Genomic DNA, 24,833 nt, shown 5'->3' with positions numbered 1-24,833 from the left:
GCCGTTTCCGCACATCGGTGCGTCGGACGGCTGGGGTATAGTCAGTCCATGTTTGACGTCCTCGTCTATCTCTATGAGACCTACTGGCGGCCGGATGCCTGTCCGGATCACGCCCAGCTGACACGCAAGCTGTCGGCCGTAGGGTTCGAGACTGACGAAATCCAGGAAGCCCTGTCCTGGCTGGACGGCTTGGCGGTGGCTGCGCAGTCCCACCATGGCGAGCAAGGTGCGCTCAGCCTGCGCATCTACTCCAAGGACGAACTGGAGCACCTGGGCGAGGCGTCCGTCGGCTTCATCAGCTTCCTCGAGTCGGCCGGCGTGCTGCCGCCCCCCATGCGCGAGATGGTGGTGGACCGCGCCATGGCCATCCCCGGTGCGCCGCTGGACCTGGAAGACCTCAAGATCATCGTGCTGATGGTGTTCTGGAGCCTGGGCGAAGAGCCTGATGCCCTGATCCTGGACGAACTTTTCGTCGCCCCCGAGGATCGCCTGATCCACTGAAGCGGCCCGAGGCCGGCGCGCCCATCATGGCGGCAGGCGGCCGCAAGCGGCACCGGCAGCATTCGCCGCGTCGGAGGGCTTAGCTCAGCAAGCGCTCGGGATCGGCGTCCAGCTTGGCCAGCGCATTGCGGGTTGCCTTGACGGTCAGCGCCTCGTCCTGGGCCGGCAGCAGCAGGCCGGCCTGCAAGAAGGCCGCCAGACGGCTCTGCTGGAACAGCACCCCACGCCCCTTGGACGTGACAAAGAGGATCAGGTGGTGCCGCAGGCCGCGCCAGGCCAGTTGCACTGGCTCGTTGCGGCCACGGTAGTCCAGCATGTACCAGGACCCCACCTGTAGCTCCTTCGCCCACGCCAGCATGGCCGCCGAGGGCGGCGTACCACCTTCGGCCACCACTTCCAGATCTTCGGATTCGTGGGAGGAAAGATCGCGCATCAGCGTCTCGTCCAGCTCCCCGCTCGCGGTGTCGGGCAGCATGGCCTCCAGCGTCTCCAGCTGGCTCATCAGCTCTTCCAGCCTGTCCGGCGGGATGGTGGCCGTCTTGGCGGTGAAAGCCGCGGCCAGGGAGTTGTTGAGGGCCCGGATCTGTTCGTCCTGCTTCATGGTGGACAGCCCGGCATGGCCCATACCCTCTCGCAACACCTTCAGCAGCGGCGGAAGACGGCGGATGACTTCGGCGCGCTCCTCGCGGGACACCTTGGCCGTAGCGGACCAGATGAGGTCGGCTGCGGCACGCTTCATCTGCCTGGTCACCTCGGCCTGCGCGCCGGCCCGCACCGCAGTCACCGCCAGTACATCGGCCCAGGTCTGGAACAGGAAGTCCCGAACGCCGTCCTGAACGGGCACCTGGTTGAGCATCTTGCGAAGCTCGATGGTGTATTGGATGGCCAGGGTCTCCCGCTGCTCCACCTGCTGAGCCAGGGAAACGCCCTTGATGCTGGCGCTGTTCTCCTGCTCGAAGTAGTGCGCCAGGAACTTCTCAAACTCGGTCAGCACCGTCTGGAAAACGCGGCGACCGGTGTCGGGATAGGCCTCCACCACCTGCACCACGCGCTTGATCTCTCGCTCCACCGCCTCGCTGACATCGCCGCCGGACGAGGTGTTGAAGCCCATCACGCACGCCCCCATGCGATCGATCAAGCGCCGCGCGGGATGGTCGGTCGTGGCAAAGAAGTCGGGTTCGCTGATGGCCACGCGCAGCACCGGCATCTGCAGCCGGGCAAACCACACGCGCACCGTCGCAGGGATGCGCTCCTCGGTGAGAATGGACTGGAACAGCAGGGCCACGACCTCAATGGTGGCGCGCTCGGCCGGCGTGTCCGCGGCCTGCTTGAGCACCTGCTTGACGGCCAGGTTGCGGGCCTTGAGCTCTTCCAGTTGCTGGGGCGGCGGCACCTCGCGCACCGAGGCCCCCATGCTGGGCGACACGCTGGCCGTGCCACCCGCACTGCCCATGCCGGCGGCCCCCCCCTGGGGCTGCGCGCGATGGCGCAGCATCTCCTGGGCGTGGTTGATGGCCGCATGCAGGCGGCCGGTCAGGGTGACAGGGCCGGCGCGCTCGCCGCGCGGATCAAGCGGCTGGGGCGGTGATGCGCCCTGCCCCCCTTGCGGTCCCGCACCCGCTGACGCCATGCCCGGCACCTGGCGATTGAGCACCCGCTGCAGCTGGGCCATCACCTGCTCGGCCGAGTTGCGCACGGCAGACTTCACCATGCCTGCGCCAGCACCACCGGCCGGCGGTGCCTGGGCATCGCGCAGTGCAGCGCCCCCCCCAGGGAGAGGCAGGCCCTCGGGCATGGCGCCCATGCCTCGGGCATACAGGGTGGTCGGGGCAAAGGCGGGATCCTGTGAGGCGTCCACAGGGGGAACCGCGCTGCGGCTGCCAGGCGTGCGGCGGATGTAAGGCCGCAGATCGACTTCCGGCAGGACGCCCTGCTGCATCAGCCAGTCATTGGTCTCGTGGTAGGCCTCCAGCAGCAGGTGCGACATCTCCTCGTGCAAGTTGGAGAGGAATAGCTGCCATTCCGTTCGCGTGAGGCCACTGGCGTACCAACAATCAAGGACAAGCCGGGCCAGTGCCTGTGCGCGCAGCAAATCATTCGTCGCGAGATCCTCATGCCCCTCGAGCAGGAGCATGCGGGTGCGCAGGTCGTTGAATTCCCAGGTGGCCTTGTCCATCATGGCCAGGGCCAGGCGGGAGGCGGTGATCTGGCGCTCGATGGTGTCGTCATCGACCAGGCTCAGGCTGGCACTGCCGCTGACCGTTACGTGATCCGGGACCCCCTGTGTCGAGGCCGATCGCACGGCGTCGCGCAGCATGCTCAGCCAGACCACGCCGCGGCGCTGCCAGAGGCCCACGCAGTCGCGGCGGGACACGCTCACCGCATGTTCCGCCGGCAGCAGCAGCAACTGAGCGCCCGCCTCATGGAGCGCGGCCCCGGCCGCGGCAATGCCGCGCACCACGGCCTCGCTGAAGACGCGCCGTGCCTGGGCCGCCTGGGCTTGCCGGCGCGGATCAGTGCCGCTCATGGGCCAGGGAACAGGGAGTCGACCATGCGGACGACTCTACACCACCGCTCCGGCGTTCGGATCGTCCGGGTCTTCCTTGGTCGAGGAACCGACCTTGACAAGATCCTCGCGCTTCACGCCCAGCCACATGGCGATGGCCGCGGCCACGAACACGGAGGAATAGATACCGAAGCAGATGCCGATGGTCAGCGCCACCGCAAAGTACTTCAGCGTGGGGCCGCCGAACAGCAGCATAGACAGCACCATCAGCTGCGTGCAGCCGTGGGTGATGAAGGTGCGGCTCATGGTGGAGGTGATGGCGTGGTCGATCACCTCGTGCGTCGTCAGCTTGCGGTACTTGCGGAAGGCCTCGCGCACCCGGTCGAAGATCACCACCGACTCGTTCACCGAATAGCCCAGCACTGCCAGCACGGCGGCCAGCACGGAGAGCGAGAACTCCCACTGGAAGAAGGCGAAGAAGCCCAGGATGATGACCACGTCGTGCAGGTTGGCGATGATGCCGGCCACGGCAAACTTCCACTCGAAGCGGAAGGCCAGGTAGACCATGATGCCGACGACGGTCATGGCCAGGGCCTTGCCCGCATCCGCGGCCAACTCGGCACCCACCGAGGGGCCCACGACCTCACTGCGCGAGAGCTTGACCGGCTCTGCATTGGCGGCTGTGGTGCAGACGTCCTTCTCGATGGCCTCCCCCTTGTCGGAGACCGTCTGGCGCTTGGAGACCTGACCCTGTTCTGCGGCGCAGAGCTCGGCGAAGACCTTCTCGACGACCTTGTCCTGCTTGATCGCCTTGTGGGGCGGCATCTTGATCATCACGTCATGCGAGGTGCCGAACTTCTGCACCGTCACCTCGCCGAAGCCCATGTGCTCGACCGTGGTCCGGGTTTTCTCGATGTCGGCGCTCTGGGCGTACGCGACCTCGACGACGGTGCCGCCGGTGAACTCGATGGAGTAATGCAGGCCCCGTGTGATCAGGAAGAAGACGGCGGCTGCGAAGGTGAGAAAGGAGATCGCGTTGAAGACCAACGCGTGCTTCATGAACGGGATGTCCCGCTTGATTCGGAAGAGTTCCATGTCGGATTCCTGTCAGGGGGTCAGGCCTTGCCTTCGGTCACTTCGGCACCATCGGCGGAGACGCTGCCGGGTTCGGCAGCCGGCTTCCACACCTGGCCCACGGAGAGGGACTTCAGCTTCTTCTGACGGCCATACCAGAGGTTGACCAGGGCGCGAGAGAACATCACCGAGGAGAACATGGAGGTCATGATGCCCAGGCAGTGCACCACGGCAAAGCCGCGCACGGCGCCCGAGCCGAAGGCCAGCAGGGCCAGGCCGGCGATCAGGGTGGTGACGTTGGAGTCCAGAATGGTGGCCCAGGCGCGCTCATAGCCCGCGAAAATGGCCGCCTGTGGCGAGGCGCCGCTGCGCAGCTCCTCGCGGACGCGCTCGTTGATGAGCACGTTGGAGTCGATGGCCATGCCCAAGACCAGGGCGATGGCGGCCATGCCCGGCAGCGAAAGCGTGGCCTGCAGCATGGACAGCACGGCCACCAGCATCAACAGGTTGAAGCCCAGCGCCAGCGTGGAGAACACGCCGAAGAGCATGTAGTAGAGGCACATGAACAGCGCCACCGCTGCAAAGCCCCAGGCCACGCTGTGCATGCCCTTGGCGATATTCTCGGCACCCAGCGTCGGGCCGATGGTGCGCTCCTCGATGACTTCCATCGGCGCGGCCAGGCCGCCGGCGCGCAGCAGCAGGGCCAGGTCGGTGGCGTTCTCAGTGGAGCCCATGCCAGTGATCTGGAAGTCGGCGCTCAGCTCACTGTTGATACGGGCCACGGTGAGCACCTCGCCCTTGCCCTTCTCGAACAGGATGGCGGCCATGTAGTTGCCCACGTTGGCGCGCGACATCTCCTTCATCTGGCGGCCGCCCTTGGCATCCAGTCGGACGGACACGGCGGGCTGGTGGTTTTCGTCCTGGCGGGGCTGGGCATCGGTCAGCATGTCGCCGGTGACGATGGCCTCCTTGTACACGATCACCGGGGCGCCACGGCCCACGCCGAAGCGCTCGCGACCGAAGGGCACAGGGCCGGTGCCTGCCAGCGCGGCCTGGGCCTCGGCCGACATGTCGGCCAAACGGAACTCCAGGTTGGCCGTGCGGCCAATGATGTCCTTGGCCTTGGCCGTGTCCTGCACACCAGGCAACTGCACGATGACGCGGTCCAGGCCCTGCTGCTGAATCACGGGCTCGGCCACGCCCAGCTCGTTAACCCGGTTCTGCAGGGTGGTGATGTTCTGCTTGAGCGCGGCTTCCTGCACCGCGACCAGGGATTGCGGCTTGAAGCTGCCGCGCAAGCTCAGTTCGCTGCCCTCACCCTGGGCCAGCCACTGAATGTCGGGCAGCTTGTCGGACAGCAGGGCCAGTGCGGCCGTGCGGGTCTCGGCGTCGCGGAAGGCGATGACGAGGTCGTTGCCATCCTTGCTGATGCCGGCATGGCGCAGGCTCTTCTCGCGCAGCATGCTGCGGGCGTCACCGACCAGGGACTCGACCTTCTTGGCGATGGCCGCCTTCATATCCACCTGCATTAGGAAGTGCACGCCGCCGCGCAGGTCCAGGCCCAGGTACATGGGGAAGGCATGCAGGCTCTTGAGCCACTCCGGCGAGCGCGAGACCAGGTTCAGCGCCACGATGTAGGATGGGTCGGCCAGATCGGCATTGATCGCCTTGTTGATGGCGTCCTTGGCCTTGAGCTGGGTGTCGGTGTCGTTGAAGCGGGCACGGACGGAATTGCCCTCGAAGGCCACCGTGCTCGCCTTGACGCCGGCTGCCTGGATGGCCGCCTCGACGCGGGCCACCATGGCGGCGTCCAGCTTGACCGTGGCCTTGCCACTGGAGACCTGCACCGCGGGCGCTTCGCCGAAGAAATTGGGCAGGGTGTAGATCAGACCGATCAGCAGCGCCACGATCAGCAGCGCGTACTTCCACAAGGGATAACGGTTCATGGAGGCATCCTCAGGAGGTCTGGACCAGACCTGGGCTCTTGCCCTGAAATGAGGCCCGGCACCGCAGGGCTGCGGCCCGGGCTCGATGAGTGATGGGCAGCCCCTGGACTTCAGGGCGGCCGAGCTTGTCTTACTTGACCTTACTTGACCGAGCCCTTGGGCAGGACCTGGACCACGGCCGAGCGCTGCACCTTGATCTCGACGCCGCTGGCGACTTCCAGGTTCACAAAGTTCTCGTCCAGCTTGGCTACCTTGCCCAGCAGGCCGCCGCTGGTGACCACGTCATCGCCCTTGGCCAGCGCCTCGATCATGGCCTTGTGCTCCTTCTGACGCTTCATCTGGGGACGAATCATCACGAAATACAGCACGACGAACATCAGCACCAAGGGCAACATGCCCATGAGGCTGGACTCGGGACCTTGGCTTGCCGGAGCGGCAGTCTGGGCAAAAGCAGTAGAAATGAACACGGTCTGAACCCTCTAGGAATGGCCCATGGGCGCAGCAGCGCCATCATGGACGGATCGCGGATTGTATGCGGCAGCCTGCGCTGCCAGCCTCGGGGCCAGCCCCTCCCTGCCGCTGCGGCGGCAAAAGCCGGGCGGGGCCCCCCAGGCCCATCGGGTGCTGGAGCCACCACCAGGACAGCCCCGCCACCCATCTGGGGTTGACAGGGCGATTCTCAACGAATATTCTGCAAATATATTTCAACAGGAGATTGCTCGATGAGTTCCCGCACCCTGCCTCAATGGCGCGGCATCTTCCCCGCCGTGACGACCAAGTTCGACGCCAACGAGAATCTGGACGTTCCCGCCATGGAGCGCCACTTCGAGTACCTCATCGCCAATGGCATTGACGGGCTCGTGACCGGCGGCTCCCTGGGCGAGGCCAGCACGCTGACGCTGGAGGAGAAGCTGCAGGTGGCCGAGATCGCCGTGAAGGTGTCCGCCGGCCGTGTGCCGGTGCTGGCCAATGTCTCGGAGACCAGCACCCGCGAGGCGCTGCGCTACGTGGACGGCGCCAACAAGATCGGCGTGCAGGGCCTGATGCTCATGCCCGCAGTGATCTACGTGGCCGATGCCGGCGAAGCCATGGCCAATGTGCGCACCATCGCCAACGCCGCCCAGCTGCCCACCATGGTCTACAACAACCCGGTGGCCTACCGCGTGGACCTGACGCCCGACAATTTCGTCGAGCTGGCTGACTGCGAATGGCTGGTCGCCATCAAGGAATCGACCGACAACATCCGCCGACTGACCGACCTGCGCAATGCCCTGGGCACGCGCTACCAGCTCTTCATCGGTGTGGACGACCTCAGCTTCGAGGGCCTGGCCCTGGGCTGCGACGGCCTGCTGGCCGGTCTGTGCGTGGCCTTCCCGGCCGAGACCGTGGCGCTGTACCGCCTGATGCAGGCCAAGCGCTATGACGAAGCCCTGAAACTCTACCAGTGGTTCACCCCCCTGCTGCACCTGGACGTCTCGACCAAGCTAGTCCAGAACATCAAGCTGGTGGAAGCCATGGTGGGCGTGGGCACCGAGCACGTGCGCCGCCCCCGCCTGCCCCTGGTGGGCGCCGAGCGCGAGCGCGTGCAGGCCATCATCCAGAAGGGCCTGGACACCCGCCCGGACCTGCGCCAATTCTTCTGAGCCCCGTAGCTGTGACCATTTCGCGTAATCAGGCATAGCCAGACGGGCATCTGCTGCGAAGATGCGGGCATGAACGCAACAACGTCCTCCCCCATCCCGCACGAGGCGGGCGACGATGCCGTCGATAAGCGCCGCGTGGCCGACCAGGCCTACGACGCTATCGAGAACCTCATCGCCACGCTGGCCCTGAAGCCCGGGGCGCCCATTGTCGAGGCCGAGCTGATCGAACGCATCGGCCTGGGCCGCACGCCCACCCGCGAGGCCCTGATGCGCCTGGTCGCCAACGGCCTGATCGTGCAGTTGCCGCGCCGTGGCCTGCTGGTCAGCGACATTCAGCTGGCCCAGCACCTGGACCTGCTGGAGGCGCGCCGGGCGCTGGAGCGGCTGATCGCCAGCACCAGCGCCCGGCGCGCAACGCCCCCGCAGCGCGAGGCCCTGCTCGCCTGTGCCGTCGAAATGACCACTGCCGCCGCCGCCGGGGACCTGAGCGCCTATCTGCAGGCAGACCAGGCCCTGGACCATGTCAACCACGCCGCCTGCCGCAACCAGGCTGCCGTCGCTGCGGTGATCCCCATGGTGATCCAGTGCCGGCGCTTCTGGACCGCCTACCAGCACCAGGGCGACATGAGCGAAGGCGCGCGCTGCCACCAACTGCTGGCCGAGGCCATCGCCCAGGGGCAGAGCGAGGCGGCAGCGGCTGCGGCGGACCAATTGATGGATTACCTGCGGCAGTTCGCGCAGCAGGTGATCGCCTGAGCCTCCCTCCCCCTACATGAACCCGATCACGCCGACCCGCATCATCGACTCCCACACCGGCGGAGAGCCCACCCGCACCATCGTCAGCGGCGGCCCGGACCTCGGCCGCGGCTCCATGGCCGAGCGCCTGCAGCGCCTGCGCGACGAACACGACGGCTGGCGCCGTGCCCTGATGAACGAGCCGCGCGGCTCGGACGTGCTGGTCGGTGCCCTGCTCTGCGAGCCCGTGGACCCGGCCTGCACCGCCGGCGTGATCTTCTTCAACAACGTGGGCTATCTGGGCATGTGCGGCCACGGCAGCATCGGCCTGATCGCCACCCTGGCCTATCTGGGCCGCATCCAGCCGGGCGCTCACCGCATTGAGACCCCTGTGGGCCAGATCACCGCCACCCTGCACGAGGACGGCCGCGTGAGCATCGCCAACGTGCCGGCCTATCGTCTGGCCAGGCAGGTGCCGGTACTGGTCGGCAGCCAGCGCCTGCATGGCGACGTCGCCTGGGGCGGCAACTGGTTCTTCCTTTGCGACGACCACGGGCAAGACCTGACCCCAGGCCGGGCCCTGATGCTCACGGCCTTCTCCGAGCAAATCCGCCTGGCCCTGCAGGCCCAGGGCATCACCGGAGCCGACGGCGCCGAGATCGACCACATCGAGCTGATCGGTCCGGCGGCCGATCCCGGCAACAACAGCCGCAACTTCGTGCTGTGCCCGGGCAGCGCCTATGACCGCTCGCCCTGCGGCACCGGGACCAGCGCCAAGCTGGCCTGCCTGGCCGCTGAAGGCAAGCTGGCGCCCGGCGCGCTGTGGCGCCAGGAAAGCGTGATCGGCAGCGTCTTCGAGGGCCGCTACCAGCCCGCGCCCGATGGCGCTGGCGCGCGAATCCTGCCCACCATCACCGGGCGGGCATATGTCAACCTGGACGCTCAACTGATCATCCAGCCCGGCGATCCCTTCGCCTGGGGCATCCCCCGCTGAGCCGCCCGCCATGCTGAAGGCCGATGTGCTGATCATCGGCGCCGGCATAGTCGGCGCTGCCTGCGCACGCGAGTTCGCGCGGCGCGGGCTGTCCGTTGCCGTGGTCGAGCAGTCAGCCCCGGGCGGCGGTGCCACGGCGGCATCCATGGGCCATCTGCTGGTGGTCGATGCCGAGGGCGCCAGCGACGACCACGAGTACCAGCTCTCGCGCCGCTCCATGCAGCTGTGGGGCCAGTGGTTGGCGGAGTCGGGCGAGCACGAGCATGCGTCTGAGTTCCAGCGCTGCGGCACGCTGTGGCTGGCGGCGGATGACGAGGAATGGCTGCTTGCCCAACGCAAGGCGCGCTGGCTGCAGTCCCAGGGCATGGGCGCCGAGCTGCTGGATGCCCAGGCCCTGCGCCGGCTCGAGCCTCTGCTGCATCCCCGCCTGGTCGGCGCGCTGCGCGTGCCGGCAGACGGGCGCGTCTACCCGCCCAAGGTCGTGCAGCGCTGGCTGGACGAATCGCGCGCCACGCTGATCCGCGGCGAAGTTCGCGACCTGCGCCCTGGTCGCGTACGCCTGCAGGACGGCCGCCTCTTCAGCGCTGCCATGGTGGTGCTCTGCGGCGGCCTGGCCAGCCGGCGTTTCCTGCCCGCAGGATGCCTGCTCCCCAAGAAGGGCCAACTGGCCATCACGCAGGCCCGCGAGCAGACACTGCGCCACCAGCTGGTCGAGTTGGGCTATATCAAGAAGGCGCATCTGGTAGACGAGGACACCGTGTCCTTCAATGTCCAACCCCGCCCGGCCGGCCAATGGCTGATCGGCTCCTCGCGCCAGATCGGCCGAGAGGAGCGCGAGATCGACCTCCCCATGCTGCGCCGCATGCTGGCCTGCGCGGCGGACTATTTGCCCGCCCTGCCTCAGCAGAGCCTGCTGCGCTGCTGGAGCGGCATCCGCCCGGCCAGCGCCGACGGCCAGCCGCTGATCGGCGCCCATCCCTCCTTGCGCAACACCTGGGTGGCCTGCGGGCACGAGGGCCTGGGCATCACGACATCGCTGGCCAGTGCAGAGCTGCTGGCTGAGCTCAGCCTGGCCCAGCCCCCCAGCCTGGATGCCCGCCCCTACGACCCGGCGCGATTCGGCAACGCCCATCCAGCATGAAGACCATCACCCTGCACATCAATGGCAGCGCCCGCGCCGTGCCAGCCGGCATCACCGTGGCCGCCGCGCTGCGGCGCTGTGATGCCACCCTTTTCGGCCAGACTGTCTACGGCACCGCGCGCGACGTGTTCTGCGGCATGGGCCAATGCCAGGCCTGCCGGGTACGCATCGACGGCCAGGACGAAGCCCTGGCCTGCATGCGCCTGGTGACCGAGGGCATGCGCGTGGAGACCCAGGTATGAGCGCGCTGCAGGCGCCCCATCTCGTGATCGGCAGCGGCCCCGCGGGCCTGGCTGCGGTGCAGACCCTGCTGAAGGCCGATGCCGAGGTGCTGTGGCTGGACAACCAGCCCCAGGCCGGCGGCCAGATCTGGCGTGGAGGCCCGGCCGCGCAGGATGCCCAGGCGCGGCGCGTGGCGATCGATCTTCCGCAGCTGCTGGCGAATCCCCGCCTTCGCTTCCTGCCCGGGCACATGGCCGTCGGTGCCACGGCAGAGGGCGAAATCCTCGCCCAGGACATGGCCGGCGGCGGCCTCAAGCAGTTGCGTGGCGGCAAGACCCTGCTGGCCCTGGGTGCCCGCGAACTGCATGTGCCGGTGCCAGGCTGGGACCTGCCCGGCGTCACCGGCGCCGGCGGCCTGCAGGCCCTGGTCAAGGGCGGCTGGCCGATAGAGGGCCGATGCGTGATGCTCGCCGGCAGCGGCCCCCTGCTCCTGGCCACGGCCAAGACTCTGCAGGAGGCCGGCGCCAGACTGCGCGGCATCATGGAGCTGCGCGCCTGGCAAGACCTGGCCCTCTTCGCCAGCCGCCTGAACCCGTCGCAATGGCAGCAGGCCGTGGCCCTGCGCTGGCAGCTGCGCCGGGTGCCCTACCGAATCGGAGTACAGGTCGTGCGCGTGCTGGGCCAGTCCCGGGTCGAGGGGGTGCGGCTCAGTGACGGGATCCGCGAATGGGAAGAGCCCTGCGAGGCCCTGGGCCTGGGCTTCGGCCTCATCCCCAACAGCGAACTCGCCGCCATGCTGGGCTGTGCCACAGGCGAGGACGGTCGAATCATGGTCGATGCCACGCTGCTCAGCAGCCGGCCGGGCGTCTACGCAGCAGGCGAGTGCACGGGCATTGGCGGCATGCGCAAGGCCTGGATCGAAGGCCAACTGGCCGCGCGGACCATGCTAGGCCAGGATATCCCAGGGGCCCTGGCGCGGGCGCATGCGCAAGTCCTGGGCTTCTCGATGCGCCTGGCGCGGCACTTCGGTCCGACGACGGCCCAGTGGGCACGCTGCACGCCCGAGGTCCGTGTGTGCCGCTGCGAGGGCGTGCGCCTGCGCGAGCTCCAGGCCCACCCCGGCTGGCGCGAGGCCAAGCTGCAGACCCGGTGCGGCATGGGCGCCTGCCAGGGCCGGATCTGTGGCCCCATCAGCCAGCAGTTGCTGGGCTGGCCCGAGGCGCATCCGCAGCGCGGCGTGCGCTTCCCGCTTCAGCCGCTGCCGATCGGCAGCCTGCTGGACGAACGCTGACCGTGGCGCTCAGCGCTTGGGCGCCTCGATACGCACCAGCTGGAAATGCACCTGCTTGCCGCGCTGCTGCAGTGAGACGATGCGGTAGGCCTCGGGCTTGCCTGCCTTGAACAACAGGCCGCCCTTCTCGGGTTTGTCGTCATCGCAGCCCAGGACCTTGTCGTCCTTCCTCGCACCGCCGGTGTTCTGGCTGCAGTCCAGCACCGGGCCGTACTTGGCGAGCGCGTCCTTGTAGAAGCGACTGACGGTCTCCAGGCTGTCCTCGCTCGAGAACTTGGTCACCACCAGCTTGAAACCGAAGGTGCCGCCCCAGAGGCCCATGGTCAGTGAGGCCAGGTCATCCTTTTTGTCGTACTGCGGCTGGGCGCCTGGATAAGCCGGCAGGCCCACGTCGGCGGGTGAGGCCTGCTGCTTGAACTCGATGCCGGCGCTGAAACCGTTGGAGCTGGCCGTGCGCGCAGCCTTGTCGGTCTGTGCTTGCGCGGCAGACGCAATCACCAGCAGAGGCAGGGACAGCAGCAGCGCGGCGACAAGAGAAGGCGAGAAGCGCGTGTTCATGGGGCATCTCCTGGACAGATGATGAAACTTGCGTCCAGGATAGCCAGCCGCCCCACGCGCCTGCCAGGGGCTGGCGACAGGCTGCATGAGCGCGGTCCCCAGCGGAACGATGTGCAGATGAAAAGCGGGCGATGGCCTCAGGCCGGCTTCTTCGCCGAGCCCAGATAGGTCTCGATCACGCGGGCATCGCGGGCCAGCTCGGCGGCCGGCCCCTGCAGGGCGATCTCGCCGGTTTCCAGCACATAGCCGAAGTCCGCCACCTCAAGCGCTGCGCGCGCGTTCTGCTCGATCAGCAGGATGCTCACGCCCGCGTCGCGCAGCTGGGCCACGATGCGGAAGATCTCCTTCACGATCAGCGGCGCCAGGCCCAGGCTGGGCTCGTCCAGCATCAACAGCTTGGGGCGGGACATCAAAGCACGGCCCACGGCCAGCATCTGGCGCTCGCCGCCGGAGAGCGTGCCGGCCAGTTGTTCGCGACGCTCCTTAAGGCGCGGAAAGATCTGGTAGACCCGCTCCAGCTCCTCGCGCCAGTCGCGCTGGCCCAGGCGCATGGGTCGGAAGCCGCCCAGCACCAGGTTGTCCTGCACGCTCATGGTGGTGAAGAGCTCCCGCTTCTCGGGGACCAGGGCCAGGCCCTTCATCACCCGCTCCTCCAGGCCGCTGGCCACCAGATCATCGCCATCGAAGACCACCTGGCCGCGCGAGGGCAGCACGCCCATCAGCGCGTTGAGCGTGGTGCTCTTGCCCGCGCCGTTGGGGCCGATCACCGTGACCACCTGACCCTGCGCCAGATCCAGGTCCAGTCCGCTGAGGACCTCGGCACGACCGTAGCCGGCATGCAGTCCGCGCACTTGCAGCAATTGCGTCATCGTCTTTCTCCTGCGCGGGGTCAGTGCTCGGTGCCCAGATAGGCGGCGCGAACGATGGGGCTGTCCTGCACCTCCTGCGGCGTGCCCTCGGTCAGCTTGGTACCGAACTCCATCACCACCAGGCGGTCGGTCAGGCCCATCACGAACTCCATGTCGTGCTCCACCAGCAGGATGCTCAGCCCCTCGTCCTGCAGCTGGCGCAGCACGGCGGCCAGGGCCTGCTTCTCCTTGTGACGCAGGCCGGCGGCGGGCTCGTCAAGAAGCAGCAGGGATGGGTCGCTGCACAGCGCGCGGGCGATCTCCATCAGGCGCTGCGGCCCCAGGGCCAGGTTGCCCGCGAGCTCGTGCATCTGCTCCGCCATGCCGATGCGGCGCAGCTGAGCCTCGGCCTCGGCGAACAGCTGGCGCTCCTCGGCCGCGTTGAGCCTCAGCATACTGCGCAACAAGCCGGCCCGGCTGCGCAGGTAGCCGCCCAGGGCAACGTTCTCCAGCACCGTCATGTCCGCGATCATCTTGACGTGCTGGAAGGTGCGGGACATGCCCCTCTCGGCGATCTGGCGTGCCCCCAGGCCCGCCACCGAATGCCCGCGAAACTGCACGCGCCCGCTGGTGGCCGACAGCACACCGCTGATCAGGTTGAAAGTGGTGGACTTGCCCGCGCCGTTGGGGCCGATCAGGCCGATGATCTCGCCCGCCCGGATCTGGAAGCTGATGTCATTGACTGCCACCAAGCCACCGAACTGCTTGCGGACGCGATCCACATCCAGCAGCAGCTCGCCGCGCTGCGGCTTTTCCCGTGCCGGCAGAGCCGCTGCACCGTTCCAGTCCCGGGGCCGGGCTCGCGCAGGGTAGCGGCGCTGCCAGGCCGCCTGTACAAAGGGCCACAGGCCCTTGGGCGCGTACTTGAGCATCAGCACCAGGATCACGCCCAGCACGATGATCTCGAAGTTCCCGTTGCTGCCTAGCAGGCGCGGCAGCAGCTCCTTGAGCTGATCCTCCAGCAGCTTGACCACGCCAGCGCCCACGAAGGCGCCCGGCACGGTGGCGATGCCGCCAACCACGGCCATGAAGAGGTACTCGATGCCCATCTTCAGCGCAAAAGGACTGGGATTCACCGTGCGCTGGAAATGGGCGAACAGCCAGCCCGACAGCGACGCCAGCAGAGCCGCCAACACGAAAACGCTCAGCTTGTAGCGAAAGGTGGACACGCCCATGGCCTCGGCCATGGTGGTGGCCCCATTGAGGGCACGGATGGCACGGCCGGGGCGTGAATCCAGCAGGTGCTTCACGCCCAGCGCCGCCACCAGCGCACAAAGCCAGATCAGCACATACATCGCCCGCCCGCTGGCCAGGGAGACCGCGCCCAGTTCCAGGGCCGGCAGGCCCAGCAGGCCATCGTACTTGCCCAGGAACTCGGTATTGGCGATCAGGTAGTTGAGGCTGAGCGCCCAGGCGATGGTGGCCAGCGGCAGGTAGTGCCCGGACATGCGCAGGGTCAGCAGGCCCAGGAGCATGGCCACCGCCGCCGTAATGGCCAGGCCCGCAAAGAGGCCCAGCCAGGGGGACAGGCCATAGCGCGTGGACAGCAGGGCCGTGGTGTAGGCCCCCAGGCCCACGAAGGCGGCCTGGCCGAAGGAGGTCAGGCCGCCGACACCTGTCAGCAGCACCAGGCCCAGCGCCACGAGAGCGAACATGCCGATGTAGTTGAGCTGCGTGATCCAGAACTCCGGCACCGGCAGGGCCGGCAGCAGGAAGAAGATCAGCAGCGCGAGGGCGGGCAGTACTTTGCTTTGCGACATGAAGGCCTCCTGCTCAGTGCTCTTCGCCATGCGGGTCGCGCAGGGAGCGCCACAGCAGCACAGGCAGGATGAAGGTGAAGACGATGACTTCCTTGTAGGCACTGGCCCAGAAGGAGCTGAAGGATTCCAGCAGCCCAACCAGCACGGCGCCCAGGGCCGCGCCCGGGTAGCTCGCCAGCCCGGCAAATACGGCCGCCACGAAGCCCTTGAGGCCGATGAGGAAGCCGCTGTCGTAGAAGATGGTGGTCGTGGGGCTGATCAGCAGCCCCGACAGTGCCCCGATGAAGGCCGCCAGCGTGAAGGCCTGCCGGCCCGCCCCCGTGCTGGAAATGCCCATCAAGCGCGCGCCAAGCCGGTTCACCGCCGTGGCGCGCAAAGCCTTGCCGCGCAGGCTGTGCTCAAAGAACAGCCACAGGGCGCTGATCAGCGCCAGGGCGGCCGCCATGATGATCACCGTCTGGCCGGAGAGACTCAGCGCCCCGGCCGAGAAGCTCGCGTCCCAGAAGGCCGGGTTGCGCGAGCCTTCCGCGCCGAAAAACACCAGGCCCAGGCCGGTCAGCGCGAAATGAACGCCCACGGAAACGATCAGCAGCACCAGCACCGAGGCGTCTGCCAGCGACTGGTAGGCCAGGCGGTAGATCTGTGCTCCCATAGGCGTCACGATGGCAAGGCTCAGCGCGGCCTGCATGGGCAATGGCCACTGCAAAGGCGCCGCCCACAAGGCCACCAGGCCGATCAACAGACCCGGCAGGGCCTGCATCATGACCCGGCGCAATCCTCGCCCCCCTTGGCCGCCGCGCCAGGCCGCCCAGCCATCCAGCAAGGCCACCAGGGCAGTCATCACCAGCAGAAAGTGCACCGTGACCGGCGTCTGGCCCTGCTGCAGCGCGGCCAGGGTCAGGGCACCGAAGGCCACAAACTCGCCTTGCGGGATGAAGATCACCCTGGTCACCGCGAAGACCAGGACCGTGGCCAGGGCCAGCAGCGCGTAGATGGCGCCGTTCGTGAGCCCGTCCAGCGCGAGAATGCCTGCAATCGTGAAATCCATGGACACCGCCTCTTGTTGCGGCCCACTCTAAACAAAGCGCCTGACACGACGCTTCGTGGCAACGCGCATTGACAAGGCTCAAGAAATAGTCCGACCGGTCGGTAGATAAATTCCCGCACCGAATTCGCTCTACTTAGCATCGACTTTGACGCCGCGTGGACATTCGCCTGTGCTCACGCGGCCTGCCAACTGCCCAATATCCCAGTGGGGCACTCTGGGAATCTCGCTCTGGAAGTCACCCCTACACTGGCAACGCCCTCCGCCAGCGCGCCACGTCATGCCCACCCTCGCCCCTCGCCTGCAGATCGAGCAACACCTCGCCCGCATCACCCTGCGCCGGCCGAAGGTGGCCAACCGCCTGGAAGTCGAGGACCTGCAGATCCTGGAGCAGCAGTTGGACGTGGTGAATGCGCAGACCGAGGTGCGCGTTCTGCTGCTGGAGGCGGAAGGTCGATACTTCTGCAGCGGATTCAATATCGGCGCGGTGCCCGGCGTGGACGCTGGCGCACTCTTTGAACGCCTGACCGACGCCTGGGAGAACGCCCGCCCCATCACCATTGCCGCCATCCAGGGGGGCGTGTACGGCGGAGCCACGGATCTGGCCCTGGCCTGTGATTTCCGCCTGGGCACGAGCGCCTGCGAAATGTTCGTGCCAGCCGCCCGGCTGGGCCTGCATTTCTACCGCGGCGGCATGACTCGCTATGTGAACCGCCTGGGACTGGGCATGGCCAAGCGCATCCTGCTCGCCTGCGAAACCCTGGATGCCCGGGCCATGCAGAACTGCGGCTTCCTTGACCACCTGTACGAGGACGAGACGCAGCTGCGAGCCCAGGCCCTGACCCTGGCACAGTCCCTGTGCGAGCTGGCCCCCCTGGCCCTGGCGGGCATGAAGCGGCACCTCAATGCGCTGGCCCGGCATGAACTGGACAGCGCGCTTCTGGCGGCCGACATCGCCCGCGCGGCGGGCTCGCAAGACCTGGCCGAGGGCGTCCGCGCCTGGCAGGAGCGTCGGCCGCCGCGCTTCACGGGCCATTGAACCTGTTCACCGCGAATTCACCATGAACAGACTGGTATGCGATCCCGCAAGCCCTGGGCCGCGGCCCGATCGGGCCCCATGAGCAAGGGACTGCGGCGAAATTCTCGCCCCCGGGCCGTGCCGAACAGCGCCTGATGATGGAAAATACGGGGTGTAGAAAGGCCGGTTTCTCGGGCAGAGGAAGCCTGAGAACCGGATCCCCGTCGTTCACTTACCAGTCAGGACCAGCGTGGCCAAGGACAGTACCAAGACGACCATCGACGCCGATGGTTTGCGCTACCGATCAAAAGCTCCCGGCTCGCCTTTCGCGGCCACCTCTTCCTTCGGCGCGGCCACCATGTCGTGCTTTCTTTGCGGTAAGCATCGCCCCCGGGCCATGCTGAAGTCCAAGAAGCTGCTGGGCAAGTCCCAGCCCGTCTGCGCGCCCTCCTGCAAGGAGCTGGAGGAGCAGCTCAGCAGCAAGAGCTGAGCGGGCGGAGCCGCAAGGCTCCCCGTGCTGGAGCCAGCCACGGCCTGAGGCGTCGCCCAGGCCGTTTTTTTTATCCGCGGCGGGCTCCGCGGCTCAGGCCGGCTGGCGAAAGCAACGGCCGCACACGGCCCGGTAACGAGCATTGCCGCCGATTTCGACCTGCGCTCCCTCGGTGACCTTGCGGTTGCCCTCATCGACGCGCATGTTCATGGTCGCCTTGCGGCCACAGTCGCAGATGGTCTTCATCTCATCCATCTCGTCCGCCAGAGCCAGCAGACTGGCTGACCCCGGAAAGAGTTCGCCCTTGAAGTCGGTTCGCAGGCCGTAGCAGATGGCCGGCAGATTGTGCAAATGCGCAATCTCATGCAGCGCGTGAACCTGGGCCTTGCTGAGGAACTGGGCCTCATCGACCAGGATGCAGGCGATGCCAGGATCCGCTGCCATCAGGACCAGGAAGTCGGTGTCTGGGGTAAAGACTTCGGCTGCCCGCTGCGGTCCGAGGCGCGAGGTTACATAGCCGCGCCCGTAGCGATCGTCCAGCTGCGCCGTGAAGATGCGCACCCGGTGTCCCCGCTCCTCGTAGTTGTGAGCCACTTGCAGCAAGGCGGTGGACTTGCCGGCATTCATCGCGGCGTAGCGGAAGAACAGTTTGGCCATAGCGAGATCGGGCGCAGAGAAAGCCGGGATTTTGCGTCACGCCGACTGCCCGGCCCGGGCGCTCACGCAACTCCCCGCCTCAGTCTGTCTTGGCGCGCTCGCTCACGCCAGTGGCGCGAAACAACTCCCTGGACTGGACCTCGCGCTCGAAGCGACGAGCGATATTGCCACAGACCAGATCGCACAGGGCATAGACCGAGTCATCGGCCATGCGGTAGTAGACGCTGTTGCCGCGCCCCTCCCGCTCCACCAGCCCCTGCTTTGCCAGTTGAGAGAGATGGCGGGAGACATTGGCAGGGGTGGAGGCGCACAAGGCAGCCAGCTCACCGACATTGCGCTCGCCATCCCGCAGGGCGTTGAGCAGCTTGAGCCGCGTGGGCTCAGCGAGCACCTGGAAGTAAGCGGCGATCTGCTGGAGCGCTTCAGGCGGCAGGTCTTGCATGGACGGGATGGGAGGACAGGGGAATCAGGAGCCTCCATGATGCATCAAAAGGCGACTGCCGACGGGAGTCAGGCCCACCTGAGCAAGCGGCCCTGTGCCATCGCCCCGTGTTCACGGGGGCGCATTGCCGCTCAACGATGCGCTTTGTGACAAGAGCGTGGGTTTGCGAGGTAGCGGCAGCGCCCGGCCTGTGCCTAAATGAGTGTTGAGGGATTTCGACATTCTCGGTTCGCCCTTCACCCTCGCTGAGCATGGCAAGAGGTGGGCCAGGACAAGGACAAGAATGAGCAAAGATACATACACGGCCGTCAGCGAAGACGGCCTGCGCTACGAGTCCAAGCTGGGCGGCTCGCCCTTCCTCGGCAGCGGCCACACCCGGTCATGCTTCAAGTGCGGCAAGCATCGGCCACCAAGCGCTCTGCAGTCCAAGCGCATCCTCGGGCGCAATGAGGTGGTCTGCAAACCCGGATGCGCTGCGGACACCCGAACGGGCGTCAAATCCTCGCTTTGAGCGGCTATTGCCCCCAGCGGCCGTCTTGAATCCCCGTCAAACCGGCAGCTGACAGGCTCGCCGGCGGGGCGCCGCCACTCATCAGGCCGGGAGACCAACAGGCCTGCCGACGACTCCCATCAGCCCGACTAAGGCCGCGGAACTCGGCGAGGCCCAGCTACAGCGCCCGCGGTTGGGCCGCCCACGGCTGCAGCGGTGGAGGCCCCCTCCCCCGCATCACACTCGCCGCACGGCAGCGCCGCGAATGTCAGGCTTTGCGATCAGGCCTCGCCTTGAGCCCCGTCCGTGCCGGAAGGCGGCATGCCAGCCTCAACCGGAGCGGCCGCCATCGCGGCGTCCCCCGAAGGCCGGGACTCGGCCGATGCCGGTCGCGCTGACGCAGGACGGCCACTTTGCGGACGCCCCTGGACAGCGCCCTTGCCGGCGGCACCGCGCCCAGGCCGCCGATCATCCGGCCGACCTTGGCGAGGTCCCCGACGGTCCGGGCCCGGCCCGCCGCGACGATCGCCTGGCGCGCCTCCTCGCCCCCCTTCCGACGGCCGCGGCCGCGCCGCCCAGGCCTTTGCCTCTTCCCGAGCCTGGGCCAACAAGCCGTCGAGCTGTTCTTCTGCGAGGCCCTTCAGCGCACAGAAATTGGCCCGCGTCAGCGTTGTCGTCTCGAAGGCGCGCAGCAGCTCGAAGCGCTGGCGCTGGGCGGCATCCTCCTGCGCTTGCCGCTCCTGATGCTTGGCGCGACGGCGGGTCAGCTCGTCTCGCGCGACCTGCTTGTGCTCGGCCGTGATCTCGCCCGCCTCCTTACCATCCAGGTCGAAGCGATGCGTGGACTTGATGACGGCATTGAGATACGCCGTACTACCGGTATGGCGACGCAGAAAGCTTGAGAGCTGCTGCTTGCTGAACTGACCCGGTGCACGCTCCTGGATGTCGGCCTGAATGCGCAACTTAACCGGCTTTGGTGCACCAGCGAACAGGGCGGGAAACAGCGCCTTGAGTTGCTCGGCACAGGCCGCCTGCAGGGCTTGTTGTTCAGCGCCCGGCTGAGAGGTCGGTTCAGACATGGGTTCGATTCAAAGGTGCAAAAGGTGGATTGTGCCAAGTCTCGGCCGCAATGCCGCATGGCACATGATGCAAGAGGGCACAAAGCTCCACCGAGAACCTCGAGGAGCGCCGGGGCAAAAGAAAAAGGCCCATGAGCGCACGACTCACAGGCCTTCACTTCCAAACTTGGTTGCGGGGGCAGGATTTGAACCTACGACCTTTGGGTTATGAGCCCAACGAGCTACCAGACTGCTCCACCCCGCGACTGATCTGTCGCCGATGTCTGCTGCGCCGAAACTGCAGTTCCTGCACTGGCAGGCATCGCCCCGGCTGGACTCCAGGGAAAAACAAGCCGCCTGTCGCCAAGGCTGTTAAAAGGACCCGGGCTGCCAGCGGCTGGCTTGCAAGCCTCATGGCTTACTAAAGCTGGTTGCGGGGGCAGGATTTGAACCTACGACCTTTGGGTTATGAGCCCAACGAGCTACCAGACTGCTCCACCCCGCGACTGAAGCTGAGAGTATAGCACGTTTTTGCCACTCTGCTCAAATGCCAGCAGCCTCGAGTGACTGGATGAAGGTGGCTGCATCCTGAAAACCGATGACCCGCTTGTCCAGCAGCTCCTCCCCGCGCTCATCAAAGAAGATGGTGCCCGGCGGACCGAAGAGCTTGAAGCGCTTGAGAAGCTCACGATCGTCGGCGCTGTTTGCCGTGACATCGGCCTTCAGCAGCAGAGCCTTGCCAAGCCGTTGCTGGACCTGCGCATCGCTGAAGGTAAAGCGGTCCATCTCCTTGCAGGACTTGCACCAGTCGGCATAGAAATCGAGCATGACAGGCCGGCCGGCGCTCTTCAGCGCAGCGTCGAGCTCAGCCACGCTATGGATCTTCCGGAAGACCAGGCCCTGTCCTACCGGGCTCCCGCCCAGCGTAGCTGCGACCTGCCCGCTCGGCATACCGAAGACACCTCGCAACGGCTTGAGCGGATCCGTGCCGCCCGCAGCCGCCCCTACCCACTGCAAGAGGCCGAAGACCAGGGCCGCCAGGGCCGCCGTCTTCCCAAGCCAGGCACGCGGCCCCGCATGCGGATGCCAGCTCTTGAAAAGCCCCAGCGCAAGGGCCGTAGCCACCGCCAGCGCACCCATCATCAGCTGAGTCGCAGCATCCGGCAGCAGCGGCTGGACCGTCCATAAGGCCACGCCCAGCAGCAGCATGCCGAAGAAGTGCTTCACACCGTCCATCCAGGCGCCGGCGCGAGGCAGCAGGGAGCCTGCAGAGAGTCCCAGAAGCAACAGCGGCACGCTCATGCCGTTGGCCATGGCATAAAGCGCCGAGCCCCCCAGCACGACATCATGCGTCTTGCTGAGATACAGCAAGGCACTGGCCAAAACCCCAGTCACACAAGGGCTCACCAGCAGGGCTGACAGGGCGCCCATCATAAATACACCGAACAGACGCCCGCCCTGGAGCCGCTGCGACGCATCGTTCAGTCGGTTGGCAAAGCGGCTAGGTAGTTGCAGCTCATAGGCACCGAACATTGACAGGGCGAAGAGGCACAGCGCCAGGCCGAAGGAGCCCAGCACCCAGGGCGACTGGAAGTAGGCCGCCAGGCCCTCCCCCGCCAGACCGGCTGCAATTCCCAGGGAGGTATAGACGAGGGCCATCCCCTGCGAATAGGCCAGCGCCAGGGCGAAGCCACGACCACGCGACACCTGCTGCCCGCCCCCGACAATGATGGAGGCCAGGATCGGCACCATGGGCAGAACGCAGGGGGTCAACGAGAGCCCCACCCCGCCAATGAAGAACAGGCCCACGACGAGCCAGAAACGCCCAGACTGCAGGGCTGCCTCCAGCCCCCCCCCCGAATCCTTGCCAGCAGGACCTGCATCAGACTGGATCGCCTCCTTGCCAGGAGCGGCGGGGAACACGGACGATTTGGCCTCGGAAGACGACACTGAAATCGCCTCCCCGTCGCCGAAGCTGCCCAGCCCCTCACCTGGAGGCAGCAGCGTCGCCAGCCCCGCACCGCCGAAGCCCTTCAGTTGGACCTGGACAGGGCGCGTCATTGGTGGATAGCACAGTCCCTTGTCGGCACAGCCCTGCCCAGTGACCTTCAGCTCGAAGGCAGGGGGCGCGTGGGTTATGTCCAGCCGGATGCTCAGGCCATCGCGGTAGACTTCCACTTCCTTCTGGAAGGTCTCGTCGAACTTCTTCTTGCCGTCGGGCACCCGGGCCTGCAACTGCACGCCGTCCGCGACAAACTGGAATTGCTCGCGGTACATGTAATAACCCGGTGCGATGCTCACGCGCAGCTCGACACTCCTGTCGTCCAGAACCCGGACCGCCAGCTTGAAAGCCTGCTCGGGCTCGAGAAAATCATCGGCCAGCGCTTGAGTGGTACCCAGCAGGCTCAGCATCAGGAATAACGACGCGAGCCAAGGCCTGAGCCAGCCCGGGACCGCCTGCTTGATCATGTTCATGGTCAGTTCTCGTTGCGTCGTGCGCGCCCTGTCAGGTAGGCAGCGATGACGGCGCCGATTGGGAAGCGCGCAGCTTAGCGGTTGCGCCTGCACCCCGCCAGCAGGGATGCGATAGGCCACGGAATTGCAGGGCCGCCTTGCGCCCGCAAGGCGGGCGGGCACAAAAAAGGCCGGCATAAGCCGGCCTTATTGAACGCATGCAGCACTACTGCTGCAGCCAGGGCTTATTCAGCCTGGGCAGTAGCCTCGGCAGCCTCATCGGCGCGGTCCACCAGCTCGACGTAGGCCATCGGAGCGTTGTCGCCCACGCGGAAACCCATCTTCAGAATACGGGTGTAGCCGCCCGGACGGGTGGCGAACCGGGGGCCCAGCTCATTGAAGAGCTTGCTGACGATGTCGCGATCACGCAGGCGGTCGAACGCCAGGCGACGATTGGCCAGCGTGGGCTCCTTGGCCAAGGTGATCAGCGGCTCGACGACGCGGCGCAGTTCCTTGGCCTTGGGGACGGTGGTCTTGATGGCTTCGTGCTGCAGCAGCGAGACTGCCATGTTGCGCAGCATTGCCTTGCGGTGCTCGCTGGTGCGGTTCAGCTTGCGGAGGCCGTTACGATGACGCATGGTGCTTTCCTTTCCTACTATGTAATACCAGCAGCCGTATCAGGTACTGCCGGGGCACCGGGCGGGGCTTGTCAACACCCCACCCTTTCTTCAAAAACTCTTCGCCACTCTCCCTCTGCAAGGCTTCAGGGTCCGGCTTTGTCGGCCTTGGAAGCTTGCCCCGAAGGGGATGCACGTTACTGCGCAGGGCGGAGAACCTGTTCAGCGCTTGTCGAGACCTTGCGGCGGCCAGTTTTCCAGGCGAGCGCCCAGGGTCAGACCGCGCGAGGCCAGCACTTCCTTGATTTCGTTGAGCGACTTGCGACCCAGATTGGGGGTCTTGAGCAGCTCCGTCTCGGTGCGCTGGATCAGATCGCCGATGTAATAGATGTTCTCGGCCTTCAAGCAGTTGGCCGAACGCACCGTCAGCTCCAACTCGTCCACAGGACGCAGCAGGATCGGATCGAAGGTGCTGGAACGCTGGGCGGGCTGATCGAAGGCATCGACCAGGTCGGTACCCTGCAACTGGGCGAAAACCGCCAGCTGTTCAACCAGGATCTTGGCCGATGCGCGGATCGCTTCCTCAGGCGAGATGGCGCCGTTGGTTTCGATCTCCATCACCAGCTTGTCCAGGTCGGTACGCTGCTCCACGCGAGCATTCTCAACAGCGTAGCTGACACGCTTGACCGGCGAGAACGAGGCGTCCAGAACGATGCGACCGATGGACTTGGTCGGCTCGTCGCCGTAGCGGCGCATCGTGCCGGGCACATAGCCGCGGCCCTTCTCGACCTTGATCTGCATGTCCAGCTTGCCGCCTTGCGACAAGTGGGCGATGACATGCTCGGGGTTGATGATCTCGACGTCGTGCGGAGTCTGGATATCTGCAGCGGTAACGGGGCCTTCGCCCTCCTTGCGCAGCACCAAAGTCACTTCCTCACGGTTGTGCAGACGGAACACCACGCCCTTGAGGTTCAGCATGATGTGAACCACGTCTTCCTGCACGCCGTCGATGGCCGAGTACTCGTGCAGCACCCCAGCGATCGTCACTTCCGTCGGCGCATAACCCACCATCGAGGACAGCAACACACGGCGCAGGGCGTTGCCCAGGGTGTGGCCATAACCGCGTTCGAACGGTTCCAGGGTGACCTTGGCGCGATGACCGCCCAGGGGCTCCACATTGATGGATTTGGGTTTGAGCAGATTGGTTTGCATGAGGTCTTTCTTTCAATACCCTCGGTTCGTTACACCGATAAGGCTGAGGGACCAACCGGATCCTGCGACAA

General features: G+C 66.5%; 24 protein-coding genes and 2 tRNA genes. 10 read left to right on the top strand and 16 right to left on the bottom strand.

Annotated features, from left to right (window positions below; genetic code table 11):
• The first annotated feature begins 48 nt into the window (after positions 1–48).
• Complete coding sequence (locus H5407_RS08575) at positions 49–501, top strand: DUF494 domain-containing protein (RefSeq protein ID WP_183104031.1); 453 nt, start codon at positions 49–51, stop codon at positions 499–501.
• Positions 502–580: 79 nt separating this feature from the next.
• On the opposite strand, the gene H5407_RS08570 is transcribed toward H5407_RS08575, so the two are convergent.
• The 4 genes from H5407_RS08570 to yajC all read right to left on the bottom strand — a co-directional run bounded on the left by H5407_RS08570 (position 581) and on the right by yajC (position 6,494).
• On the bottom strand, positions 581–3,028 hold the full coding sequence (locus H5407_RS08570; RefSeq protein ID WP_183104030.1) for a DUF1631 family protein: 2,448 nt from the start codon (positions 3,026–3,028) through the stop codon (positions 581–583).
• A 36-nt stretch (positions 3,029–3,064) separates the two neighbouring features.
• Positions 3,065–4,102, bottom strand: coding sequence for a protein translocase subunit SecF (gene secF / locus H5407_RS08565; RefSeq protein WP_183104029.1), 1,038 nt, complete (start codon positions 4,100–4,102; stop codon positions 3,065–3,067).
• Between the two features lie 20 nt (positions 4,103–4,122).
• The gene (gene secD, locus H5407_RS08560; RefSeq protein ID WP_183104028.1) at positions 4,123–6,027 is read right to left on the bottom strand and encodes a protein translocase subunit SecD; all 1,905 of its coding nucleotides are present in this window, start codon (positions 6,025–6,027) and stop codon (positions 4,123–4,125) included.
• Positions 6,028–6,167: 140 nt separating this feature from the next.
• Entirely contained in the window at positions 6,168–6,494 is a 327-nt protein-coding gene (gene yajC / locus H5407_RS08555) for a preprotein translocase subunit YajC (protein ID WP_183104027.1), read from the bottom strand.
• Positions 6,495–6,749: 255 nt separating this feature from the next.
• Between yajC and H5407_RS08550 the strand changes: the two genes are divergently transcribed.
• The 6 genes from H5407_RS08550 (at position 6,750) to H5407_RS08525 (ending at position 12,053) form a co-directional block, all read left to right on the top strand.
• Positions 6,750–7,670, top strand: coding sequence for a dihydrodipicolinate synthase family protein (locus H5407_RS08550; protein WP_183104026.1), 921 nt, complete (start codon positions 6,750–6,752; stop codon positions 7,668–7,670).
• A 69-nt stretch (positions 7,671–7,739) separates the two neighbouring features.
• The gene (locus tag H5407_RS08545; protein ID WP_183104025.1) at positions 7,740–8,426 is read left to right on the top strand and encodes a GntR family transcriptional regulator; all 687 of its coding nucleotides are present in this window, start codon (positions 7,740–7,742) and stop codon (positions 8,424–8,426) included.
• A 16-nt stretch (positions 8,427–8,442) separates the two neighbouring features.
• Positions 8,443–9,399: a proline racemase family protein gene (locus tag H5407_RS08540; protein ID WP_183104024.1), complete on the top strand. Its 957-nt coding sequence runs from the start codon at positions 8,443–8,445 to the stop codon at positions 9,397–9,399.
• Between the two features lie 10 nt (positions 9,400–9,409).
• Positions 9,410–10,540 carry an FAD-binding oxidoreductase gene (locus H5407_RS08535; protein ID WP_183104023.1) on the top strand — a complete coding sequence of 377 codons (1,131 nt, stop codon included), beginning with the start codon at positions 9,410–9,412 and terminating at the stop codon, positions 10,538–10,540.
• Positions 10,537–10,782 carry a (2Fe-2S)-binding protein gene (locus tag H5407_RS08530; RefSeq protein ID WP_183104022.1) on the top strand — a complete coding sequence of 82 codons (246 nt, stop codon included), beginning with the start codon at positions 10,537–10,539 and terminating at the stop codon, positions 10,780–10,782. Before H5407_RS08535 ends, H5407_RS08530 begins: the two co-directional genes overlap by 4 nt.
• Positions 10,779–12,053: an FAD/NAD(P)-binding oxidoreductase gene (locus H5407_RS08525; protein WP_183104021.1), complete on the top strand. Its 1,275-nt coding sequence runs from the start codon at positions 10,779–10,781 to the stop codon at positions 12,051–12,053. The genes H5407_RS08530 and H5407_RS08525 overlap by 4 nt, the downstream gene beginning before the upstream one ends.
• A 9-nt stretch (positions 12,054–12,062) precedes the next feature.
• Here the strand turns inward: H5407_RS08525 and H5407_RS08520 are convergent, their stop codons facing one another.
• The 4 genes from H5407_RS08520 to H5407_RS08505 form a co-directional block, all read right to left on the bottom strand.
• Entirely contained in the window at positions 12,063–12,611 is a 549-nt protein-coding gene (locus tag H5407_RS08520; RefSeq protein WP_183104020.1) for a hypothetical protein, read from the bottom strand.
• A 137-nt stretch (positions 12,612–12,748) separates the two neighbouring features.
• Positions 12,749–13,480 carry an ABC transporter ATP-binding protein gene (locus H5407_RS08515; protein WP_183104019.1) on the bottom strand — a complete coding sequence of 244 codons (732 nt, stop codon included), beginning with the start codon at positions 13,478–13,480 and terminating at the stop codon, positions 12,749–12,751.
• A gap of 20 nt (positions 13,481–13,500) precedes the next feature.
• Positions 13,501–15,279: an ABC transporter permease subunit gene (locus H5407_RS08510; RefSeq protein ID WP_255501149.1), complete on the bottom strand. Its 1,779-nt coding sequence runs from the start codon at positions 15,277–15,279 to the stop codon at positions 13,501–13,503.
• 13 nt (positions 15,280–15,292) lie between these two features.
• Positions 15,293–16,327, bottom strand: coding sequence for a branched-chain amino acid ABC transporter permease (locus H5407_RS08505; protein WP_183104017.1), 1,035 nt, complete (start codon positions 16,325–16,327; stop codon positions 15,293–15,295).
• A 277-nt stretch (positions 16,328–16,604) separates the two neighbouring features.
• Here H5407_RS08505 and H5407_RS08500 point away from each other — a divergent pair, with 277 nt between their 5' ends.
• Both H5407_RS08500 and H5407_RS08495 read left to right on the top strand, forming a co-directional pair.
• On the top strand, positions 16,605–17,363 hold the full coding sequence (locus H5407_RS08500; protein ID WP_183104016.1) for an enoyl-CoA hydratase/isomerase family protein: 759 nt from the start codon (positions 16,605–16,607) through the stop codon (positions 17,361–17,363).
• Between the two features lie 229 nt (positions 17,364–17,592).
• On the top strand, positions 17,593–17,832 hold the full coding sequence (locus H5407_RS08495; RefSeq protein ID WP_183104015.1) for a hypothetical protein: 240 nt from the start codon (positions 17,593–17,595) through the stop codon (positions 17,830–17,832).
• Between the two features lie 93 nt (positions 17,833–17,925).
• On the opposite strand, the gene H5407_RS08490 is transcribed toward H5407_RS08495, so the two are convergent.
• Both H5407_RS08490 and H5407_RS08485 read right to left on the bottom strand, forming a co-directional pair.
• Positions 17,926–18,489, bottom strand: coding sequence for a thymidine kinase (locus tag H5407_RS08490; RefSeq protein WP_183104014.1), 564 nt, complete (start codon positions 18,487–18,489; stop codon positions 17,926–17,928).
• Between the two features lie 79 nt (positions 18,490–18,568).
• Complete coding sequence (locus tag H5407_RS08485; protein ID WP_183104013.1) at positions 18,569–18,931, bottom strand: helix-turn-helix transcriptional regulator; 363 nt, start codon at positions 18,929–18,931, stop codon at positions 18,569–18,571.
• A gap of 283 nt (positions 18,932–19,214) precedes the next feature.
• Here H5407_RS08485 and H5407_RS08480 point away from each other — a divergent pair, with 283 nt between their 5' ends.
• Positions 19,215–19,442 (top strand): hypothetical protein, encoded by a 228-nt coding sequence (locus tag H5407_RS08480; protein ID WP_183104012.1) that lies wholly within the window; start codon positions 19,215–19,217, stop codon positions 19,440–19,442.
• A gap of 260 nt (positions 19,443–19,702) precedes the next feature.
• Here the strand turns inward: H5407_RS08480 and H5407_RS08475 are convergent, their stop codons facing one another.
• The 6 genes from H5407_RS08475 to H5407_RS08450 form a co-directional block, all read right to left on the bottom strand.
• A complete protein-coding gene (locus H5407_RS08475; protein WP_183104011.1) occupies positions 19,703–20,500 on the bottom strand; it encodes a ProQ/FINO family protein in 798 nt (265 codons plus the stop codon).
• A gap of 167 nt (positions 20,501–20,667) precedes the next feature.
• Positions 20,668–20,744 (bottom strand) — tRNA-Met (locus tag H5407_RS08470).
• 163 nt (positions 20,745–20,907) lie between these two features.
• A tRNA-Met gene (locus H5407_RS08465) sits at positions 20,908–20,984 on the bottom strand.
• A 38-nt stretch (positions 20,985–21,022) separates the two neighbouring features.
• Positions 21,023–22,954, bottom strand: a complete 1,932-nt coding sequence (dsbD, locus tag H5407_RS08460; protein WP_255501148.1) for a protein-disulfide reductase DsbD — start codon at positions 22,952–22,954, stop codon at positions 21,023–21,025.
• Positions 22,955–23,178: 224 nt separating this feature from the next.
• A complete protein-coding gene (gene rplQ, locus H5407_RS08455; protein WP_183104010.1) occupies positions 23,179–23,571 on the bottom strand; it encodes a 50S ribosomal protein L17 in 393 nt (130 codons plus the stop codon).
• 201 nt (positions 23,572–23,772) lie between these two features.
• The gene (locus H5407_RS08450) at positions 23,773–24,762 is read right to left on the bottom strand and encodes a DNA-directed RNA polymerase subunit alpha (protein ID WP_183104009.1); all 990 of its coding nucleotides are present in this window, start codon (positions 24,760–24,762) and stop codon (positions 23,773–23,775) included.
• Positions 24,763–24,833 lie beyond the last annotated feature (71 nt).

This window comes from Mitsuaria sp. WAJ17, assembly GCF_014174515.1.
Lineage (GTDB): Bacteria > Pseudomonadota > Gammaproteobacteria > Burkholderiales > Burkholderiaceae_C > Roseateles_B.
Note: the sequence above shows the minus strand (reverse complement) of the source record. Positions and strands in the feature narration are given on the sequence as shown.

Bases quoted from the DNA above. Each gene is read 5' to 3' on its own strand.
- H5407_RS08575 (WP_183104031.1), top strand. From the start codon at position 49: ATGTTTGACGTCCTCGTCTATCTCTATGAGACCTACTGGCGGCCGGAT.
- H5407_RS08570 (WP_183104030.1), bottom strand. From the start codon at position 3,028: ATGAGCGGCACTGATCCGCGCCGGCAAGCCCAGGCGGCCCAGGCACGG.
- secF (WP_183104029.1), bottom strand. From the start codon at position 4,102: ATGGAACTCTTCCGAATCAAGCGGGACATCCCGTTCATGAAGCACGCG.
- secD (WP_183104028.1), bottom strand. From the start codon at position 6,027: ATGAACCGTTATCCCTTGTGGAAGTACGCGCTGCTGATCGTGGCGCTG.
- H5407_RS08550 (WP_183104026.1), top strand. From the start codon at position 6,750: ATGAGTTCCCGCACCCTGCCTCAATGGCGCGGCATCTTCCCCGCCGTG.
- H5407_RS08545 (WP_183104025.1), top strand. From the start codon at position 7,740: ATGAACGCAACAACGTCCTCCCCCATCCCGCACGAGGCGGGCGACGAT.
- H5407_RS08540 (WP_183104024.1), top strand. From the start codon at position 8,443: ATGAACCCGATCACGCCGACCCGCATCATCGACTCCCACACCGGCGGA.
- H5407_RS08535 (WP_183104023.1), top strand. From the start codon at position 9,410: ATGCTGAAGGCCGATGTGCTGATCATCGGCGCCGGCATAGTCGGCGCT.
- H5407_RS08530 (WP_183104022.1), top strand. From the start codon at position 10,537: ATGAAGACCATCACCCTGCACATCAATGGCAGCGCCCGCGCCGTGCCA.
- H5407_RS08525 (WP_183104021.1), top strand. From the start codon at position 10,779: ATGAGCGCGCTGCAGGCGCCCCATCTCGTGATCGGCAGCGGCCCCGCG.
- H5407_RS08520 (WP_183104020.1), bottom strand. From the start codon at position 12,611: ATGAACACGCGCTTCTCGCCTTCTCTTGTCGCCGCGCTGCTGCTGTCC.
- H5407_RS08515 (WP_183104019.1), bottom strand. From the start codon at position 13,480: ATGACGCAATTGCTGCAAGTGCGCGGACTGCATGCCGGCTACGGTCGT.
- H5407_RS08510 (WP_255501149.1), bottom strand. From the start codon at position 15,279: ATGTCGCAAAGCAAAGTACTGCCCGCCCTCGCGCTGCTGATCTTCTTC.
- H5407_RS08505 (WP_183104017.1), bottom strand. From the start codon at position 16,327: ATGGATTTCACGATTGCAGGCATTCTCGCGCTGGACGGGCTCACGAAC.
- H5407_RS08500 (WP_183104016.1), top strand. From the start codon at position 16,605: ATGCCCACCCTCGCCCCTCGCCTGCAGATCGAGCAACACCTCGCCCGC.
- H5407_RS08490 (WP_183104014.1), bottom strand. From the start codon at position 18,489: ATGGCCAAACTGTTCTTCCGCTACGCCGCGATGAATGCCGGCAAGTCC.
- H5407_RS08485 (WP_183104013.1), bottom strand. From the start codon at position 18,931: ATGCAAGACCTGCCGCCTGAAGCGCTCCAGCAGATCGCCGCTTACTTC.
- H5407_RS08480 (WP_183104012.1), top strand. From the start codon at position 19,215: ATGAGCAAAGATACATACACGGCCGTCAGCGAAGACGGCCTGCGCTAC.
- H5407_RS08475 (WP_183104011.1), bottom strand. From the start codon at position 20,500: ATGTCTGAACCGACCTCTCAGCCGGGCGCTGAACAACAAGCCCTGCAG.
- dsbD (WP_255501148.1), bottom strand. From the start codon at position 22,954: ATGAACATGATCAAGCAGGCGGTCCCGGGCTGGCTCAGGCCTTGGCTC.
- rplQ (WP_183104010.1), bottom strand. From the start codon at position 23,571: ATGCGTCATCGTAACGGCCTCCGCAAGCTGAACCGCACCAGCGAGCAC.
- H5407_RS08450 (WP_183104009.1), bottom strand. From the start codon at position 24,762: ATGCAAACCAATCTGCTCAAACCCAAATCCATCAATGTGGAGCCCCTG.